Origin of the sequence: Rhodococcus sp. WMMA185, from assembly GCF_001767395.1 — a bacterium.
Taxonomy (GTDB): domain Bacteria; phylum Actinomycetota; class Actinomycetes; order Mycobacteriales; family Mycobacteriaceae; genus Rhodococcus_F.
The window spans coordinates 1261534-1279425 of sequence record NZ_CP017014.1 but is presented as its reverse complement, the minus strand read 5'-3'; the positions used below and the strand labels follow the sequence as shown (position 1 = coordinate 1279425).

The 17892-nt window shown below is 64.3% G+C and carries 16 protein-coding genes; 5 read left to right on the top strand and 11 right to left on the bottom strand.

The genetic code is table 11. The annotated features are described in order from the left end of the window. Positions 1-111: 111 nt before the first annotated feature. The 3 genes from BFN03_RS05755 to BFN03_RS05745 form a co-directional block, all read right to left on the bottom strand. On the bottom strand, positions 112-1101 hold the full coding sequence (locus BFN03_RS05755) for a rod shape-determining protein (protein WP_070378208.1): 990 nt from the start codon (positions 1099-1101) through the stop codon (positions 112-114). A gap of 235 nt (positions 1102-1336) precedes the next feature. Then, positions 1337-2485, bottom strand: a complete 1149-nt coding sequence (locus BFN03_RS05750; protein WP_070378207.1) for a sensor histidine kinase — start codon at positions 2483-2485, stop codon at positions 1337-1339. Then, a complete protein-coding gene (locus BFN03_RS05745) occupies positions 2482-3276 on the bottom strand; it encodes a response regulator transcription factor (RefSeq protein WP_070378206.1) in 795 nt (264 codons plus the stop codon). The genes BFN03_RS05750 and BFN03_RS05745 overlap by 4 nt, the downstream gene beginning before the upstream one ends. Positions 3277-3441: 165 nt before the next feature. Here BFN03_RS05745 and BFN03_RS05740 point away from each other — a divergent pair, with 165 nt between their 5' ends. Together BFN03_RS05740 and BFN03_RS05735 are read left to right on the top strand one after the other, a co-directional pair. Beyond that, positions 3442-3720, top strand: a complete 279-nt coding sequence (locus BFN03_RS05740) for an SHOCT domain-containing protein (protein WP_070378205.1) — start codon at positions 3442-3444, stop codon at positions 3718-3720. A gap of 85 nt (positions 3721-3805) precedes the next feature. Further along, a complete protein-coding gene (locus BFN03_RS05735; protein ID WP_070378204.1) occupies positions 3806-5383 on the top strand; it encodes a multicopper oxidase family protein in 1578 nt (525 codons plus the stop codon). A 284-nt stretch (positions 5384-5667) separates the two neighbouring features. On the opposite strand, the gene BFN03_RS05730 is transcribed toward BFN03_RS05735, so the two are convergent. After that, entirely contained in the window at positions 5668-6093 is a 426-nt protein-coding gene (locus BFN03_RS05730) for a hypothetical protein (RefSeq protein ID WP_070378203.1), read from the bottom strand. Then, positions 6090-6842 (bottom strand): helix-turn-helix transcriptional regulator, encoded by a 753-nt coding sequence (locus BFN03_RS05725; protein ID WP_442971865.1) that lies wholly within the window; start codon positions 6840-6842, stop codon positions 6090-6092. Before BFN03_RS05725 ends, BFN03_RS05730 begins: the two co-directional genes overlap by 4 nt. 124 nt (positions 6843-6966) lie before the next feature. Between BFN03_RS05725 and BFN03_RS20770 the strand changes: the two genes are divergently transcribed. The 3 genes from BFN03_RS20770 to BFN03_RS05710 all read left to right on the top strand — a co-directional run bounded on the left by BFN03_RS20770 (position 6967) and on the right by BFN03_RS05710 (position 8859). Beyond that, a complete protein-coding gene (locus tag BFN03_RS20770; protein WP_232320444.1) occupies positions 6967-7353 on the top strand; it encodes a cupin domain-containing protein in 387 nt (128 codons plus the stop codon). A 46-nt stretch (positions 7354-7399) separates the two neighbouring features. Further along, positions 7400-7834 carry a pyridoxamine 5'-phosphate oxidase family protein gene (locus BFN03_RS05715; protein WP_070378202.1) on the top strand — a complete coding sequence of 145 codons (435 nt, stop codon included), beginning with the start codon at positions 7400-7402 and terminating at the stop codon, positions 7832-7834. A gap of 77 nt (positions 7835-7911) precedes the next feature. Continuing rightward, the gene (locus BFN03_RS05710) at positions 7912-8859 is read left to right on the top strand and encodes a tellurite resistance/C4-dicarboxylate transporter family protein (RefSeq protein ID WP_232320442.1); all 948 of its coding nucleotides are present in this window, start codon (positions 7912-7914) and stop codon (positions 8857-8859) included. Positions 8860-8888: 29 nt separating this feature from the next. On the opposite strand, the gene narI is transcribed toward BFN03_RS05710, so the two are convergent. The 6 genes from narI to BFN03_RS05680 all read right to left on the bottom strand — a co-directional run bounded on the left by narI (position 8889) and on the right by BFN03_RS05680 (position 17849). After that, on the bottom strand, positions 8889-9620 hold the full coding sequence (gene narI / locus BFN03_RS05705; RefSeq protein WP_070378200.1) for a respiratory nitrate reductase subunit gamma: 732 nt from the start codon (positions 9618-9620) through the stop codon (positions 8889-8891). A gap of 1 nt (position 9621) precedes the next feature. After that, positions 9622-10296 (bottom strand): nitrate reductase molybdenum cofactor assembly chaperone, encoded by a 675-nt coding sequence (gene narJ, locus BFN03_RS05700; RefSeq protein ID WP_442971876.1) that lies wholly within the window; start codon positions 10294-10296, stop codon positions 9622-9624. A gap of 5 nt (positions 10297-10301) precedes the next feature. Next, entirely contained in the window at positions 10302-11960 is a 1659-nt protein-coding gene (gene narH / locus BFN03_RS05695) for a nitrate reductase subunit beta (protein WP_070378199.1), read from the bottom strand. Beyond that, positions 11960-15640, bottom strand: coding sequence for a nitrate reductase subunit alpha (locus BFN03_RS05690; RefSeq protein ID WP_070378198.1), 3681 nt, complete (start codon positions 15638-15640; stop codon positions 11960-11962). The genes narH and BFN03_RS05690 overlap by 1 nt, the downstream gene beginning before the upstream one ends. Before the next feature lie 118 nt (positions 15641-15758). Next, the gene (locus BFN03_RS05685; protein WP_070378197.1) at positions 15759-16997 is read right to left on the bottom strand and encodes a dienelactone hydrolase family protein; all 1239 of its coding nucleotides are present in this window, start codon (positions 16995-16997) and stop codon (positions 15759-15761) included. Positions 16998-17048: 51 nt separating this feature from the next. After that, the gene (locus BFN03_RS05680) at positions 17049-17849 is read right to left on the bottom strand and encodes a helix-turn-helix domain-containing protein (RefSeq protein WP_070378196.1); all 801 of its coding nucleotides are present in this window, start codon (positions 17847-17849) and stop codon (positions 17049-17051) included. Positions 17850-17892: the final 43 nt, after the last annotated feature.

Here is a 17892-nt window from a genome sequence, read left to right as displayed (position 1 = left end):
CACCCCGGCGACATCGGCACAGCGCCACCTCGGTGACTTCAGCGAGGGAGCGCTTCAGCGACATCAGTGCGGCACCGCCCCAGCAGCATCAGCTAGGCACCGCCTCGGTGATCAGCCGCTGAAGGCGGCAACGATCTCTGGGTGATCCAGACATGCAGTAGCGCCCTCGGCGACGCACGTCAGTGGCCGCTCGGCGGTCTTCACCGGGAGGCCAAACGACTCTTCGAACAGTTGAGACAGTCCGCGGAGCATTGAACCGCCCCCGATCACCAGCACCCCTTCGGACATCACGTCACTGATCGCCTGCGGGGGAAGGTCCTCCAGGCAGGCGGTCAACGTCTGCACGATTCCTGTCGTGGTCGGCCGCAGCGCTTCCACGATCTCCCCTACGTCGAGCGAGAGCAGTCGTGCGCGGCCCGTGACCGCGTCGAGTCCCTCGACGACGAGCGATTCCCCGTCGGCAGTGTCGGGTGTGCCCATTTTGGCGCGCTCGGCGGTCAGCTCGCCGACGATGGTCTGGTGCTCTTCGCGCAGGTATTGGTGCAACGCCTCGGTGAGTTCCTCCCCCGCCAGTGGGCAACTGCGGTGCGAGATCACGCCACCGAAACAGATGGCGGTGACCTCCGAGGTGCCGCCGCCGATGTTCAAGATGAGATGAGTGCGAGGCTCGAGCGGATTGACACCGCACCCGAGAGCACCCGCCACCGGTTCCGGGATCAGACCGACCTTCCGTAGGCCTGCCTCATGCCCGACCTCGAGCAGTGCGCGACGCTCGAGTGGGGTGGCCCCGGCCGGAGCCGAGATGACGGCCTTGCGGCGCCGGCCATACCATCTGCGTGGGGCGGCCTGCTCGATGACGGCCGCAAGAAATGCTCGGGCCAACTCCAGATCCACGATGACGCCGTCGCGCATGGGCCGCACTTGCCTGATCCCTGTGGGTGTACGACCGATGAGCCTCCGAGCCTCCTTGCCGATCGCAAGGGCGCGGTGCGGATCCTTGTTCCGAACCAGCATGAAAGACGGTTCGTTCAGGACTATCCCGTCTTCGAGGGTCCCCACGACGGTGTTCGTGGTTCCGAGATCGATGCCAAGTCCGCGCACGCCAGCCTCCCGATTGGAATCGAACGAGATGGTCTACACGAGATGGTCTAGATGCTACGCATATCGGGGACTTTCATGGCCAGTTTCGCGAGGAAGGGCTCGGTGCGTTAGTCGTGCCCGGGGTCATGCCGGGGATGCGCCTGAGCGGTGACTTCGCATCCGCGACATGAGCCTTCACGGTGTTCTGGGAACGCAACCGAGCCCACTTCAAGTGCTCGCGGTCGGAGGCACTTCCTCATCTCTGATCCCGGTGCAGAGGAAAGGTGATGGTGAAGGTACTTCCCAGGCCAGGGCCATCGCTAGTCGCAGTGATGTGACCCTGCTGCGCCTCGACGAGCGCCTTGGCGATCGCAAGACCGATCCCAGCTCCTCCATGCTCTCGGTCGCGAGCCGCATCGACCCGATAAAACCTCTCGAACACGTACGGGAGGTGTTCTGCGGGGATTCCGTCGCCGCGGTCGGTCACCTCGATCGTGAGCACTCGGTGCCGCTGCCGCGCGGACACACTCACTCGGCCGCCTTGCGGGGTGTGTCGCAACGCGTTGTCGAGCAGGTTTCCCAGCACCTGCCCGAGCCTTATCGGGTCGGCAAGCAGCTGCGGAAGGCCCGCGGGAACATGTGAGGTGAGCGCCACTTCCTTTGCTGCGTAACGGTCGGCTGCGATCGCGACCGCGGTGGATATCAGCGCCTCGGGGTCCACCCATGCGAGTTCGATCGACGTTCGGCTCCCTTCCGCTCGAGACAGCGCGCTGACGTCGTCCGAGAATCGGGCGAGTCTACGGGTCTGAGCACGAAGCATCGCGAGCGTATCGGCGTCCAGAGTCTCGATACCGTCCTCGAGCGCCTCCATGTACGCCTCGAGCACCGAAACCGGCGTGCGAATCTCGTGGGCGAGGTCACCGAGCAGCTGACGGCGGGTAGATTCTACCGATTCCAGCCGGAGCGCCATCCGGTTGAACGCTTCGGCGAGGGCATTGAAATCCTCACCCAGACGGGGTGGAGAGACACGGATGCCATAGCAACCGTCAGCCACTGCTCGAGCGGCGGACGACACCTCCGTCACCGAGCGCTGTAGGCGCCGACTGACATACCAGGTCACCAAGAACGCGGCGAGGACGGCCACACCGATAGCCACCGCCAGGGAAATCGCGGTGGCGGAGTGGTATGCCTGCTCGACATGTAGCTGCTCGTTGGACGAGTCCGGTACTCCGGCGCGCTGCAGGTGCTCACGGAACAACGGGGGGCCGACCAATCCCGCGACCACCCACGAGGTCGCACCACCTGCGACCAGCACCATTGACTGTGCCAACAGCAGACGCATGCCCAGCCCAGGGCCGCTCACCCGGCGCGGGGCGAGAGCGTGCACTGAATGGGGCGCCGTCATTGCCCCGTGCCCATCCGGTACCCGATCCCGCGAATGGTGTTGACGTACCGGGACGCGGCCGGGTCATCGCCGAGTTTTCGGCGCAGGTGCCCGACATGAACGTCGACGAGGTGCTCGTTACCGACCCAGGACTCCCCCCACACCGCCTCGATCAACTGGCGCCGACTGAAGGCCATACCCGGCCGGGACGACAGTGCCGCCAGCACATCGAATTCGGTGCGTGTCAGCATCACCGGACGCTCGCCGAGATGAACCTCCCGCCCTGCGACATCGATGTGCAGCGCCCCGAACACCCGCGGCGGAGCCTCACTCGCAGGCGGCCCGGGTGATCCCGGCCTGGATGATCCCGGCTCAGGTGGCCGCGACACGCCTGCCGAACCGTTCCGGGGCCGGCGCAACATTGCCCGGATACGGGCAACCAATTCCCGCGGGCTGAATGGCTTGGTGATGTAGTCATCGGCGCCGACGGACAGACCGATGATTGTGTCCATCTCCGAGTCTCGGGCGGTCAACATGACCACGTACGCGTCGGAGAACGTCCGTAGCCCACGGCACACCTCGATTCCATCCATACCTGGCAGCCCGAGATCGAGGATCACGACGTCCGGATCGAACTCCCGGGCGCGCGCGAGCGCGTCCCCACCGTCGTAACACACCGCTACCTCGAAGTTCTCCCGTTCGAGGTAGCTCACGACGACCGCGGCGAGCGGGCGCTCGTCGTCCACCACCAACGCCCGATACTCGCAAGAACCCCTACGTGAGAGGCCGGGCATGTCATCCATGCTCTCCATCGTCACCCTCCATCGTTGCTGGTGCCCACTCGATCCTGTGCCGGCCACACTGGACCGGCCATATCTTCAGCGAATCTTCACAGAACCCTCATCGATTCATGTGGACCCGAGATCCACTCTGGACGGCAAGAAGTTCGAACCGGCGACAAGGCAAGGTGAGCAACCATGATGTGGAACGACGGGATCGGCTACGGATTGAGCTGGGGCGGCTGGGTGCTGATGGTCCTGGCGATGGTCGCGTTCTGGACATTGGTCATCGTCGCGGTGATGGCACTCTTTCGAAGCATCCGTGCGGACCGCAACCCCCCCTACGGGACCAACGACACCAGCAAACGTAGTGCGGACGCCATCCTCGACGAGCGCTTCGCACGCGGGGAGATCGACGTCGACGAGTACCGCATCCGCCGAGACCATCTGCGTTCCGCGCAAGAACACGACAGGTGACACCGCACTGGGAAGTGCGGTGTCACCTTGCCGCACGAGCGCCTGCCGGCGATACGGCCGGTAAGGCAGTGCAGGAAAGAATCTCATGGCCAGCTCATCCGCCCCGGGGTTCGGGGTCAACCGGCGCACCTTCCTCACCGCGGCGGCAGCGGGGTTAGGCAGCCTCGCCCTGGCCGCATGCACCCGCGACGCTTCCTCCGTCGACGCGCATCGGGTCGACGAGAACGCGGTCTCCTTCGCTGAGGAAGCCCGGCCCCACACCGGCCGCACCGTCAACGCCGCCCTGACCCCACACCGCGTCGAAATCGACATCGGCGGACCGACGGTTCGCACATTGGCCTATGGAAACAGCATTCCCGGTGCCGCGATCCGGGCCAACGTCGGCGACGAGGTCGAGGTCGCCCTGACCAACAGCCTCGACCATGAGACCTCGGTGCACTGGCACGGCATCGCACTACGAAACGACATGGACGGGGCCGCACCCGCCACCCCCAACGTGGACCCGGACCGAAGCTTCACCTACCGATTCTCGGTGCCGCATTCAGGAACCTACTGGGCACATCCGCACGTCGGGCTCGACACCGACTACGGCCTCTACCTGCCCTTCATCGTCGACGACCCGAAGGAACCCGGCAACTACGATGCCGAGTGGATCGTCGTACTCGACGACTGGACCGACGGAATCGGCGCAAGCCCGCAAGAGATTCTGTCGAACCTGCAATCGGGCGGAATGTACATGGGGAACATGCACGGTATGGGTGGCTCGGGTCGTGCGCCCGACTCAGGTCACGGGCCCGATCCCGGCAGCGCCCCCGGTTCCGCCGCCACGGAACCGGACGCGGTCGCTAGCAGTACCCTCCTCGGCGGTAAGCCCGGCGATGTCGACTACCCCTGTTATCTCGTCAATGGACGAATCCCGGCCGCCCCGACGACCTTCACCGCCAGACCCGGTCAACGTATACGTATCCGCATCATCAACGCCGGTGCCGACACCGCTTTCCGCGTCGCCCTCACCGGGCACCCCATGACCGTCACTCACACCGACGGTTTCCCGGTGTTGCCGGTCGACGTCGATGCGCTCATACTCGGCATGGGCGAACGCTTCGACGTCATCGTCACCGCCCAGGACGGCGTCTTCCCGCTAGTCGCATCAGCCGAAGGCAAGAACGGGCAGGGCCGTGCTTTGCTGCGCACCGCTGCCGGGTCGGATCCGGATCCCGAATTTGTGCCCGTCGAGTCGAGCGGCCGCGTCGGTACCGTCGATACCTTCGTGGCGACCGACGATGTCCTGCTGCCCAGAGGCCGGACCGATGTGAATCTTGCGGCAGATCTAGGCGGGGGGATGATGCGCTACACGTGGACCATCAATGGCCGCACCTACGACCAGACCGAGCCGCTGACCATTCGCCAGGGCCAACGGGCCCGACTGACCTTCACGAACCGGACCATGATGTGGCATCCGATGCACTTGCACGGGCACACCTTCCAGATCGTCAAGCCCGACGGCACCCCCGGCCCCCGCAAGGACACCGTCATCGTGCTTCCCATGCGCTCGCTCGCGGTGGACCTGCTCGCCGACAATCCTGGAGACTGGATGTTGCACTGCCACAATGGTTATCACCAAGATTCAGGAATGATGACGCGTCTCGACTATCTCAGTTGACTCGATCAGTTCACCGAGAGGAGGTGAGGATGATGGGCATGGACATGGGCATGGACATGGGGAACATGGACATGATGGGCATGTGTCACATGATGATGATGCACATGCAGCAGATGGGAATGATGCCACCAATGTGAACATGAACTCGCCGTGGTACATGATCCGATGCCACTTGCGTTCACCGACCCTGGCCACTCGCGGGAAAGCGATCGTCGGTCGCACCTGAGGTGCCGGCGAACCTCGGGTGGGCAGAGCCGAAGCGTGGGGCTACAAACTCCACACTTTCAAGCAGCGAGGAGTGCGACGCCCGTGGCGAGGAGGGCGAGGACTTTCACCACTTCCAGTGCGATGTAGGCGAAGTGGGCGCGCGAACGGGGCGCGTCCTCGCCGGCGAGAATCCGATCCGAACGCCGGGTCAGGATGGGACGGACCGCGACGAGTTGGGCGGCCAGCGCCCCGACGGCGACCAGTGCGGCGATGACGACCCGGGCGGGGACGTCGGCGACGACAACCACGATGATCAGCACGATCGCAAGGACCGATTCGATGGCGTTGAGGGCTCGGAAAACTAGCCGGCCGATTCCGAGTCCGATGCGCACCGTGACATCGGGCGCGCGGAACTTGAGCGGGGCCTCGACGAACGAGATGGCCAGCACCATGCCCAGCCACAAGAATGCCATCGCAGTGCCCACTGCTGGTGCGGCGGTCATCGTGAATCCTCCTTCTCCTGAGCGTCGGACGGGACCTCACGGGCCGCGTCAGCCGTGGCAGGAGCCAGATGCGCGAGGCAGAGATCCGGTTCGGCGAACGGATCGAGCCGCGTGACAGCGACCGGTGATCCGAGAGCCGACATCGCACCTTGCATGAGCCCGAGATGCAGGGAGCACACGATCTGGGAGCGAGTCTTCACGAGGTCGAGGAACGGGCAGTTCCGCAGACCGACTCTCAGCTCGCCGTTCGCGGTTCGTTGTTCGGGCGCAAATCCGAGTTCGGCGAGAAGTTCGGACAACGCGTCGACCGCGTCGGTGGCGGCGACCTCCGTCGCGGCCAGTGAACCGAGGAGTCCGCGACCCCACTCCCGCCCTGCCTCCATCGCCCGGGTACGGCCGCCGCGGCGCACGGCGAGATCTTCGGTCAGGATTTCGGCTAGCAGCAAGTAATTTCGTGGCCCGCAAGGGTCCATTCCCGACCGATATCGGAATCGAAACGGCGGACGTCCCCTACCAGTCGGTGCGACGGGCAACTGTTCGACCTGTCCGGCGTCGATCAACACGTCGAGATGGAACCGAACCGTATTCGGATGCACCCCGAGCAGTCTCGCGATCTCGGCGATGCTCAACGGTCCTGAAGCGGCTCGCAGAACCGCGAGGACCTCGTCGCGGCGGCCGGGCGAGCGCCCTGATCGGCCGTCACCAAGTCCGCCTTCGCTTCGAATCGCGGCAGTTTTCCCAGGTTGCACAGTACTCTTCCTCACCTCAGCCAGGAGCGATGCAGGCACCACAGGACGTCCGGCTCCTTGTAGACTCTAGCTGATTTTACACAATCAGTAGTTGTATAAACTGAGCCTCGAACAGGAGGTTCCGATGACCGAACAGTCGACGCCGACAGGCACCACCGGCGATCACAGCTACTCCGACGCACCCGTGGCAGGGATGTGGTCGCACCGCGACCTGCGCACCGTCGCCCCGATCGACCCGGCCAGACCGCGCTCGCATCGTGCACTCGTCGCCGAGGGCGCCCGGGTGGTGATCTTCGCTTTCGACGCCGGCCAGGAGTTGCGCGAGCACTCCGCCGCCTTCCCGATTCTGCTGCAGGCACTGTCGGGGCACCTCCGTGTGACCGCGGACGATCAGACCATCGATCTACAACCAGGCGGCCTGGTGCACATGACGACACGACTTCGCCACGCCGTCATCGCCATGGAACCCTCGACGCTGATGCTGACCATGCTGGATCCGAACGCCCGATGAAACCCGGACCAGTGACAACCGCAACTCATAAGTGCCATCATCGAGCATGACCACATCCGCGAACGACAGTCCGGGCGACCCCGTCACCGTACTCACGGCCGAGGAGAGCTGGGATCTTCTCGGCACCGAACAGTTGGGCCGGCTGGTTGTCAGCGCCGCTGGCCGCGTCGACGTATTCCCTGTCAACTATGTGACGCACGCAGGCAAGATCCTCTTCCGCACAGCCCAGGGCACCAAGCTCGTCGAGATCACCATCAACCGTGAGGTTGCATTCGAAGCCGACCACGTGGGCCCGGAATCCGGTTGGAGTGTTGTCGTGCACGGGATGGCTCGGCAACTCCAGACGTCCCAGGAGATCGCTGCGGCAGAAGAACTACCGTTGCACTCGTGGGTTCCGACTCCCAAATACGACTACGTGGAGATCACGCCCACCGAGATCAGTGGCCGACAACTACTCTTCGGACCCGATCCCGTTCGCTGAGCGCGCCCTGCATCCGCAGCGCGCGTGACGGAGGGCGCGGGGTCGCGCATCATGGGCAAGTGTTTCGAGAACGTCCGGTGAAATCGCCCGTTGCCCCCACCCTCGAGATCATCCCACCAGCCGCCGGGGCTGCAGCGATGTCCACCGGCATCGTGTCGGTGGCTTTGCATCTGACCGGATTCGAGGTCTTGTCTCGGCTGTGGTTCCTCGTCGGCATTCTCATCTGGTCGGTACTCGTCCTGGTCTTCGTGTCACGACTAGCGAAGAACGCCTCCCGCTGGGTACACGAGGCGGACACCCCACCGGCGCTGACGGGTGTAGCGGCGACGAGCGTCCTCGGCACCCGGTGTGTGCTGTTCGGGTGGGAACCGGTCGGAGCGGCAGCTCTGGTAATCGCAGCAATCGCGTGGGTCGTGTTGATGCCGGCGGTGGTGCGGCACTGGACCACGCCAACTGTCGGGGCACATTTCCTGCTGTGCGTTGCCACCCAGGGGCTCGCCGTGCTCGGATCAGCCCTGGCCACCGGAACGAGCATGCATTGGCTCGGCGTTCCAGCGTTGGGGATGTTCGTGCTCGGTCTCGGCTTCTATGTGATCGTGATCACCCGCTTCTCGTTCGATCAGTTGCGGGTCGGTGCAGGTGACCAGTGGGTGTTCGCCGGGGCGTTGGCCATCAGCGCTCTGGCTGCAGGCAAACTTGCCGGAAGCGCAGATGTGCTGGGCTGGCCTACCTCACTACACCGATCGCTGCAGATCGCCGGCGTCGTGCTTATCGGGCTCGACCTGGCCTGCTATGCACTACTGGTGGCATCTGAGGTGCGCTGGCCGCGGCTTCACTACGACGTTCGGCGGTGGTCGACAGCGTTCCCGATGGGAATGACATCGGCGGCATCGCTCACTGTGGCGGCCTCATCGTCGGCATGGGTCGCGCCTGTCGGCTCGGTGTTGGTATGGCCGGCAGTCGTGCTGTGCCTAATCTTGTTGGTGGCAACCTGGAGGCAGCTGCGTGTTGCAGCCAAGACCTGACTGCACCGATCCCTCGAGTCCTTCGAGCTTCACCACCCTCGCCTGCGCGGAGACGACCCGACAACCTCGCCCTCGCGAGCCACTGCGCGGCTTCGATAGACGATGTAGGGCCGAAACAGATAGGCCACCGGTGCGCTGAACGCATGCACCAGGCGCGTGAACGGCCACAGCGCGAACAGGACCAGAGCTATCCCGACGTGAATATGGAACGCCAGTGGCGCCTGGGCCATGAGATCGCCGCGCGGCTGCAGTATCCAGATCGACCTGAACCACGGCGACACCGTCTCGCGGTAGTTGCTCACCTCGCCGACGACACCTGCCCCGAGGAGTGTGGTCGTCAATCCCGCGATGATCGCGGACAGCAGTACCGCGTACATCAGCTTGTCATTCCAGGTGGTGGCGGTGAACACTGGGCCACGGGTGCGCCGCCGATACACCAGCAGAAGCGCCCCCACGAGCGTCGCGACACCCGCGATGGCGCCGAGCACCAGCGCCTGGAAGTGATAGGCCTCCTCGCTTATCCCGACGGCGTCCGTCCACGACTGCGGAATCACGAGTCCGATGACGTGTCCGACGATCACGACGAGGATGCCGAAGTGGAAGAGCGGGCTGCCGATGCGCAGCAACCGATGTTCGTAGAGTTGGGAAGAGCGGGTGGTCCAGCCGAATTTGTCGTACCGATACCGCCACCACGTGCCGATAGCGAAGATCGCCAGAGTTACATACGGAACTACGTTCCAGAACAATTCACCTGCGGACATCTCAGGTCATTCCTTCTCGGCGGGGCGGAACCGACAGTGTGAAGGGCCCGAGCCCTACGGCCTCGGCGGGCGGGCCTTCGGCGGCGAGGTGCCGGGCCCGCGCTACATCCTTGGCGGTAGCAGTGGGCAACGTGGAGCACACAGCGGCCAAGACGCCCGCGTATGCCGAGCGTGATTCGGCGAGAGCCGAGTGCAGCAGTTCGAGGGGAGCCCGGTACCGCCTCAGCAGCGCCTCGCCGGCAACCGCATCCACGATTGCAGCGAAGTCGAGCACCACTGCAAGATGATCAGCCAACTCGTCCGCCGGGGGTTCGGCACCGGACGAGCGATACACATCGGCGAAGGCCAGGATCTCGCGTCCCCGGTTGCGGGTATCGCCGGCGGTCCAGTACGTCAGATACAGCGTCGTACGCCGCCGCAGATCGAAGGTTTCGACGTACTGGGCTGCCGCGCTGTAGATCTCCGTCTCCTCCAGGAATCGGTGCGTCTCGCCGAGCAGAGTCGCAGCCTCGGGTGGTAGATGCCCGAGGATGTCGGCGACGATCTCGAGGCGCTTCTCCTGGTCCCCGTCCGGGTAGGCCAACAGCAGCGCGGCCGCGTGCCAGACCAGCCGATCGTTCCCCCGACCCAGGCGGCGGTGGCTTGAACGCGCAGGTGACAAGATTCCGGGAAGGATGCGGGTCACGGTCGATCCCTCCGCTGGGGAAACATTCCGGTGGGTGTTCCCTTGCCATCCCAGTTCAGCAGGTTCACCCGGGACGGGTCGCTGGCACCGGCCGATATCGCGTCGGTGGTCTGCCTTTCGCGCAGGGCGTGGAAGGTCTCGACGGCGACCGGAACTGGGCCACCGCTGGCTTCGCCGAAGGGCCCCGACTCGTGCATGCCGGGCCCGCCCTCGAAGTCGAGAGCACACTCGGTGGCCGTCTCCTCGAGGCGGTGCCCATCCGTGGCGTATGCGGTGGGGATCACGTACCGCTCTTCGTATTTCGCCAGTGCCAGCAGTCGGTACATTCGGTAGATCTCTTCCTCTGTCATCCCCACGGCCTGCGGGATGTGCGCCTGCGGTTCCCGACCGAGGTTGATGTCGCGCATGTACGAGCGCATCGCGGCGAGACGGCGCAGCACCCCGTCCACCACATCGGTGTCGCCCGCGGTGAACAACCCTGCCAAGTACTCCACTGGGATTCGCAACGAATCGAGGGCGCCGAACAGGTTGCCTACGTCCTCCCCGTCATGGCCGCCCCGGCTCACGGCGTCGACGACCGGCGAGAGCGGTGGTACGTACCAGACCATGGGCATCGTCCGGTACTCCGGATGCAGGGGAAGAGCCACCCGGTATTCCTTGATCAGGGCGTGGATGGGCGAACGCGCAGCGCCGTCGATCCAGTCCTCGGCAATACCTTCCGCGCGCGCTCCGGCGATGACATCGGGATCGTGGGGATCGAGCAGGGCGTCGAGTTGCGCCGGGTAGAGATCGGTGTCCCTCTCCGCCGATGCCGCAGCGAGCACCTTGTCCACGTCGTAGAAGACCAGCCCGATGTAGCGCAGTCGCCCGACACACGTCTCTGCGCATACGGTCGGCAGTCCCACCTCGATGCGCGGGTAGCAGAACGTGCACTTCTCCGCCTTGCCTGTCTTGTGGTTGAAGTACACCTTCTTGTAGGGACACCCCGAGACGCACATTCGCCAGCCGCGACATCTGTCCTGGTCGACGAGCACGATCCCGTCTTCGGACCGCTTGTACATCGCCCCCGACGGGCACGACGCCACGCACGACGGATTGAGACAGTGCTCGCAGATGCGGGGTAGGTAGAACATGAACGTCTCTTCGAGCTGAAGCTTCACCTTCTCGCCGACCTGCTCGAGGATGGGATCGCCGGCCAGGATCTCGGGCGAGCCTCCCAGGTCGTCGTCCCAGTTGGCCGACCACTTCACCTTCATCGGCTTCCCACTGATCACGCTGCGCGGCGGCGCCACCGGCATGCTGTCACCCAGTGGTGCGTTCGTCAGGTTCTCGTAGTCGTAGGTCCACGGCTCGTAGTAGTCGTCGATCGAAGGCATCTTGGGGTTGGAGAAGATCCGAGAGAGCTTCTTCAGCCGTCCACCGTCGCGCAGGCGCAGATTGCCATTCTTGCCCCGTACCCAACCTCCGTTCCACTTCGTCTGATCTTCGTAGGTACGCGGATAGCCCTGCCCCGGTCGCGTTTCCACGTTGTTGAACCACACGTACTCGGTTCCGGCGCGGTTGGTCCACGCCTGTTTGCACGTCACCGAACAGGTGTGGCAGCCGATGCACTTGTCGAGATTCATCACCATCGCAAGTTGCGCCATGACCCGCATCAGTAGGACACCTCCTGTGATCGACGCCGAACGACGGTCACCTCGTCCCGTTGATTCCCGGTGGGACCGAGATAGTTGAAGGCAAAAGACAATTGGGCGTATCCACCGGCCAGGTGCGTCGGCTTGATCAGCACCCTGGTCAGGGAGTTGTGGATGCCACCGCGCTTGCCCGTCTTCTCGGTGAGGGGCACGTCGATCGTGCGCTCCTGCGCGTGATAGACGTACACCACGCCGTCGGGCATCCGGTGCGATACGACAGCACGGGCGACGACGACGCCGTTGCGGTTCACCGCCTCGATCCAATCATTGTCCCGCACATCGATCTTCGCGGCGTCGTTCGGGCTCATCCACATGGTCGGACCTCCGCGTGAGAGCGACAACATGAACAGGTTGTCCTGATACTCGGAGTGGATCGACCATTTCGAATGCGGCGTCAGATAGCGGACTGTCAGCCCGATGCCTGCCCGACTCGTCCCGATGGTGGACTCTCCGAACAGCCTGGTGAGGTCGAGCGGCGGACGGTAGATCGGCAGCTGCTCCCCCAGTTCCTCGATCCAGCCATGGTCGAGGAAGAAGTGCATTCGCCCAGTGAGCGTGTGGAAAGGCACGAGTTCCTCGATGTTCATCGTGAACGGGGCGTATCGGCGGCCGCCGGTCTCGCTGCCGGACCATTCCGGGCTACTGATCACCGGCACCGGACGGGACTGTGTGTCCGCATAGGTGATTCGACGTTCCTCGCTGCCTTCAGCCAAGTGCGCCAGGGGTCTTCCGGTTCGATTCTCGAGTTGCTCGAAACCCTCGACCGCCAACCTGCCGTTGGAGGCACCCGACAGGGCGAGCAGGGTGTCACACATCTTCTCCGGCGTGTCCAGGGCCGGCCTACCGGCGGCCGCCCCCGAACTCATGACTCCGTGTTTGGCGGCGAGTTCCGTAACCTCCTGATCGGGGAACGTGGTCACCCCCTTGGTTGTCAGGCCCGCAGTCTCCACCAGAGGTCCCAGAGCAGCCCATTTCTCAGCTGTCGCCGGGTAGTCCCGCTCGACGACCGCCAATGGTCCCATCGTCTTGCCTGGGACGGGAACCTGACCTGCCGTTCTCCAATCATGTTCGACGCCACCGGGGTAGGCCATCGCGCCCGGTGTGTCGTGTTGCAATGCACCAAGCACGACATCACGTCGAACACCGAGGTGGTCCTTCGCCAGTGCGGAGAAGGATCGCGCAATCGCGGCGAATGCATCGAAATCCGACCGCGTCTCCCATGGCGGATCGATCGCCGGCGAGAACGCATTGATGTACGGGTGCATATCGGTGCTCGACAGGTCGGACTTCTCGTACCATGTCGCGGCCGGCAGGACCACGTCCGACAACAGGGTCGTCGACGTCATCCGGAAATCGATCGACATCAGCATGTCGAGTTTTCCCTCGGGCACCTCATCGGTCCATGACACGTCGTGGGGTCGCAGATCCTCACCTGCTTGCTCGGACTGCAGATTCGAGTCCGTTCCCAGCAGGTGCCGCAGGAAGTACTCGTTACCCTTGCTCGACGAACCCATCAGATTCGATCGCCACACGGACAACACCCGTGGCCAGTTCCGCGGGTTGTCGGGGTCGGTGACCGCAAGCTTCAGGCCCCCGCTACCGAGTTGCTCGGCAACATAGCCGATCACCTCTTTTCCCTGCGCGGCTGCCTCGTCGGCCAACTGAAGACTCGAGCGGTCGAACTGAGGGTAGAAGGGCGTCCACCCCATCGCCACCGCCGACGCCATCACGTCCATGGTGTGCCGATCTCGAAAGTGTCCGCGTCCGGTGGGGCTCGAGAGGGCGTCCGCCCGGTATCCGTCGTAGCGCCACTGGTCGGTGTGCGTGTACCAGTAAGAGGTGCCCGGCATCTGTCTCGCGGGCCGAGACCAGTCGGTTCCCATGGCCAGGGCCGTCCACCCGGTGATCGGACGCACCTTCTCCTGACCGACATAGTGCGCCCAGCCACCGCCGTTGCGGCCCATCGCACCGGTCAGCAAGAGCAGGCTGAGCACCGCCCGGTACGTCGCGTCACCGTGGAACCACTGGCAGATCCCGGCTCCCATGATGATCATCGAGCGCCCACCGGAATCCACGGAATTCTGCGCGAACTCTCGGGCAATGCGAACCACCTGTGCGGCGCTGACGCCGGTGATCGACTCTTGCCACGCCGGCGTGTACGGTGCGCTCGCGTCGTCGAAGCCCGAGGGCCATTCACCCGCAAGCCCCGGCCGAGCGACACCGTATTGCGCGAGCATCAGATCGAACACCGTGCAGACCCGGAACTTGCCCACCCGCCGCACCGGAACGCCGCGCACCAGCAATTCGCCATGCCCGCTGGGTGTGTCGAAACGCGGCAGATGCAGCAGCGCCGTCTCACCACCCTCTCCAGCCACCGTCAGCGCAGGGACGATACCGCCGAGATCGAGGTTCCACTTCCCCACACCCTTGTCGCCGAATCGGAATCCGAGGGATCCGCCAGGTGCCACAATCTCATCGGTCGCGCCGTCCACCAGCACCGGTTTGAACGCCGCATTCTCGGAAGATTCGCCGAGGTCGGCCGCGGTGAGATTCTTCCCCGGCACCACCCGGCCGTCCCGATTCTCCAGCGTGACGAGAAACGGCAGATCGGTGAACTGCCGCACGTAGTCGACGAAGAACGGTTCCCGCCTCTCCACGAAAAACTCCGAGAGGATCACGTGACCCATAGCCATCGCCATCGCGCCGTCCGTGCCCGCTGCACACGGCATCCATTCGTCGGCGAACTTGGTGTTGTCCGCGTAGTCGGGGCTGACCGACACGACCTTTGTCCCGCGGTAGCGCACCTCCGCCATCCAGTGGGCATCCGGAGTACGGGTGACTGGAACGTTGGAACCCCACATCATCAGGTACGACGCGTCCCACCAGTCACCGGACTCGGGGACGTCGGTCTGATCGCCGAACACCTGCGGCGATGCGACCGGCAGGTCGGCGTACCAGTCGTAGAACGAGGTCATGACACCGCCGAGCAGTTCGATGAACCGAGACCCGGCGGCGAACGACACCATCGACATAGCGGGGATCGGCGAGAACCCGGCGACGCGGTCGGGTCCGTACTCCTTGATCGTGTGGACGTGCGCGGCGGCGATCATCTCGGTCGCTTCGGCCCACGTCACCCGTACCAGTCCGCCCTTACCGCGGGCCTGCTGGTACCTGCGCCGACGCTCGGGGTCGGACTGGATGTCGGCCCAAGCGTCCACAGGGTCACCGAGCCGGTCCTTCGCCTCCCGGTACATCTCGACGAGAACCCCGCGCGCGTACGGATACCGAACCCGCGTCGGCGAGTACGTGTACCAGGAGAACGCCGCGCCGCGCGGACAACCGCGGGGTTCGTACTCGGGACGGTCGGGCCCCACCGACGGATAGTCGGTTTCCTGGGTCTCCCAGGTAATGATTCCGTCCTTGACGTAGATCTTCCACGAACACGATCCGGTGCAGTTCACACCGTGCGTTGACCGCACTACCTTGTCGTGGCTCCATCGATTCCGGTAGAAGACATCACCCTCGCGCCCGCCCTCCCGCGTGAGGGTGCGCAGATCGTCGGAGAACGTTCCCCGCGTGAAGAACCGCCCTCCTTTCAGGAGTGCCTCTTCCAGTGGGCTACCGGTGTGCGGGATGTTCATGCCAACCGCCTCCTAGGAGAAAAGCGCTTTCAGCCTAAGACCGCCCAACAGAATCTTCGAGCCGAAGACGATCCGGCCCGTGGCGACACCCGAGGAAGGCAGCGGCACGCAACCGCGGCTAGGTGACGGGCTTCGTTTCGCTGGCGGGCCAACCCGGCATGAGTTCGTTCGATGGCAGCGACTCGTCCATCAACTTGTGCGCCTGCGTGGCGCCGGTGACCGGAAGACCCTCGGGATCGAGTAGGCCGATCTGTACCAGAAGGCTGGCCTGATCCCAGTAGATGTGCTCGTTGTGCAACTTGTCGCCGCGCAATGTCACCACGGCGACCAGTGGAATTTCGACGTAACGTCCGGTCGGCGCAACGCCCGGCAGCATCCACTCGATCTCGCGGTCGTGGGTGAAGCAGAAGAGCATCTCGTCGACGACCCGGTCGGCGCCGACCGTACGAGAAATCGGGATGGTCTTGGTGTCAGCGGGTATGCCGGGGATGAAGTGATGCGCATAGAAGCGGGCGACATCTTTCCGGCCAACGCCGCCAGTCATCGTCGGAATGTGGTTGACGTAGGGTTCGTCGACCATGGTCGACATCGTTCCGGGCACATCGCGGGCCTCGAACTCGTAGTACGTGTGACTGTCCCACAGCGCCGAGAGGTCGTAACGCGGACCTATCGTCTCCCGCAGGACCGCGAGCGTCCGTGAATAGGCCAACCCCGCCGCAAGAGGGTCGTACACGTCCCGACCGTGGGTGGCGAATGCATGATCCACACCGGAATAGTCGTAGATTCGGACCAACTCGTTGCCTTCGAAGGCCGCCCGGATAGCAACGCGAGCGGCGTCGGGGCAGTACCTGTCGAGTTCGGCGAGGTGGAAGACCATGGGCACTTTCAGCAGGCCCGCCTCGTCCAGGTGATCTTGAACCCCTACACCGTAATAGCTTACTGCGCAGTCGATCTCCAGATGCAGGGCCGACAAGTACGCGAGTAATCCGCCGAGGCAGTATCCGATGGCTCCCACGCCGCCGACGTGGTCACCGCGGGCGCGGAGGGCACGCACCGTATCACCGATGTCCTCCACGACGAGATCGTCCTCCAGCTCGTCCCGAAGTGCCAGGCCACGCTCGAATCCCTGCTGGTCGTAGCCCAATTCGAGCCGCGGACCGGAGCGCCAGAACAGATCGGGCACCATCACCACGTACCCCTCTTCGGCGTACCGATCGGCCATGTCGCGCATATAGTCGTTGATCCCGAAGATCTCCTGGAGTAGCACCAGCCCCGGTCCCGAGCCCCGCGCGGGTAGAGACAGGTAGGCAGCGAACGACTCGCCGGACTGCTTGGTTACATCCACGTACTGACCCATGGCACTCACTTCACTCTCTGTTCTCGCTCATTGACTATGTTGTGCCGGTTGTCATTCGCGCGTCGATTGAGCCGTCACCGACTCTCGAAAGAAGCGCTCGGCGTCGCTGTCGAGGGGATACAACAACTCGACCCGAAGCTCTTCCAGCGTCACCGCGACCGTGGTGTCGAACCGGGCGGCCATCCCGATCATCCGAATCACCTGCCCGCCTATCCGAAACCATGGGCATACCACCAGCCCCTCAGCAGGCGGAGACGGACGGGGCAGACCCACGGTGGCCCGCTCGGCGAGCGCGGCAAGCTCACGCAGCCTGTCATCGAAAGGTCGTAGTGCAAGCTGCTGGCGCAACCTGTCGATGCCGGCCCAGGCGACCTGCGGCCAGTTGACGATCGCCTCTGCGGAGGCCGGGTCGGCGAAGTAGCGATAGGCAAGGTTGCTACCGACCAGCTCGTCGCCGAACAAGACAGCGCACGCTCGATTGGCGAGCAACACGTTCCAGTGTTCATCGACGACGACGGCCGGATAGGGCATGTGTGCGGTCAGCAGCTGGTTGATCGCGGCGCGAAACGGCGCCAAATCGGCATCCTCGAGCGCCACGTCCGGGTAGGCCGCGGGCAGTCCGGCGGCCTCTAGGAGCCGGTTCTGCTCGCGCAGCGGGATTCCGAGCACTTCGCCGAGCCGCAGCACCATCTGCTCGCTGGGCCGCGACCGACCCGTCTCCAGGAACGACACATGTCGCGATGTGGAGCCCACTTCCGCCGCCAATGCGAGCTGGCTGAGTCCGCGGTTGTCTCGCCATCGACGCAGCAGAGCACCGAAAGGGCTGGTGGTCCCAGGCTGCGCACGAATCATGATGCCAGCACTCCAGGTCCATGCCGAAGCGCCGATTCCCTGT

Coding starts and splice junctions, on each gene's coding strand:
- BFN03_RS05750 (WP_070378207.1), bottom strand. CDS start 2,485: ATGACGGCGCCCCATTCAGTGCACGCTCTCGCCCCGCGCCGGGTGAGC.
- BFN03_RS05745 (WP_070378206.1), bottom strand. CDS start 3,276: ATGGAGAGCATGGATGACATGCCCGGCCTCTCACGTAGGGGTTCTTGC.
- BFN03_RS05740 (WP_070378205.1), top strand. CDS start 3,442: ATGATGTGGAACGACGGGATCGGCTACGGATTGAGCTGGGGCGGCTGG.
- BFN03_RS05735 (WP_070378204.1), top strand. CDS start 3,806: ATGGCCAGCTCATCCGCCCCGGGGTTCGGGGTCAACCGGCGCACCTTC.
- BFN03_RS05730 (WP_070378203.1), bottom strand. CDS start 6,093: ATGACCGCCGCACCAGCAGTGGGCACTGCGATGGCATTCTTGTGGCTG.
- BFN03_RS20770 (WP_232320444.1), top strand. CDS start 6,967: ATGACCGAACAGTCGACGCCGACAGGCACCACCGGCGATCACAGCTAC.
- BFN03_RS05715 (WP_070378202.1), top strand. CDS start 7,400: ATGACCACATCCGCGAACGACAGTCCGGGCGACCCCGTCACCGTACTC.
- narI (WP_070378200.1), bottom strand. CDS start 9,620: ATGTCCGCAGGTGAATTGTTCTGGAACGTAGTTCCGTATGTAACTCTG.
- narH (WP_070378199.1), bottom strand. CDS start 11,960: ATGCGGGTCATGGCGCAACTTGCGATGGTGATGAATCTCGACAAGTGC.
- BFN03_RS05690 (WP_070378198.1), bottom strand. CDS start 15,640: ATGAACATCCCGCACACCGGTAGCCCACTGGAAGAGGCACTCCTGAAA.
- BFN03_RS05685 (WP_070378197.1), bottom strand. CDS start 16,997: ATGGGTCAGTACGTGGATGTAACCAAGCAGTCCGGCGAGTCGTTCGCT.
- BFN03_RS05680 (WP_070378196.1), bottom strand. CDS start 17,849: ATGATTCGTGCGCAGCCTGGGACCACCAGCCCTTTCGGTGCTCTGCTG.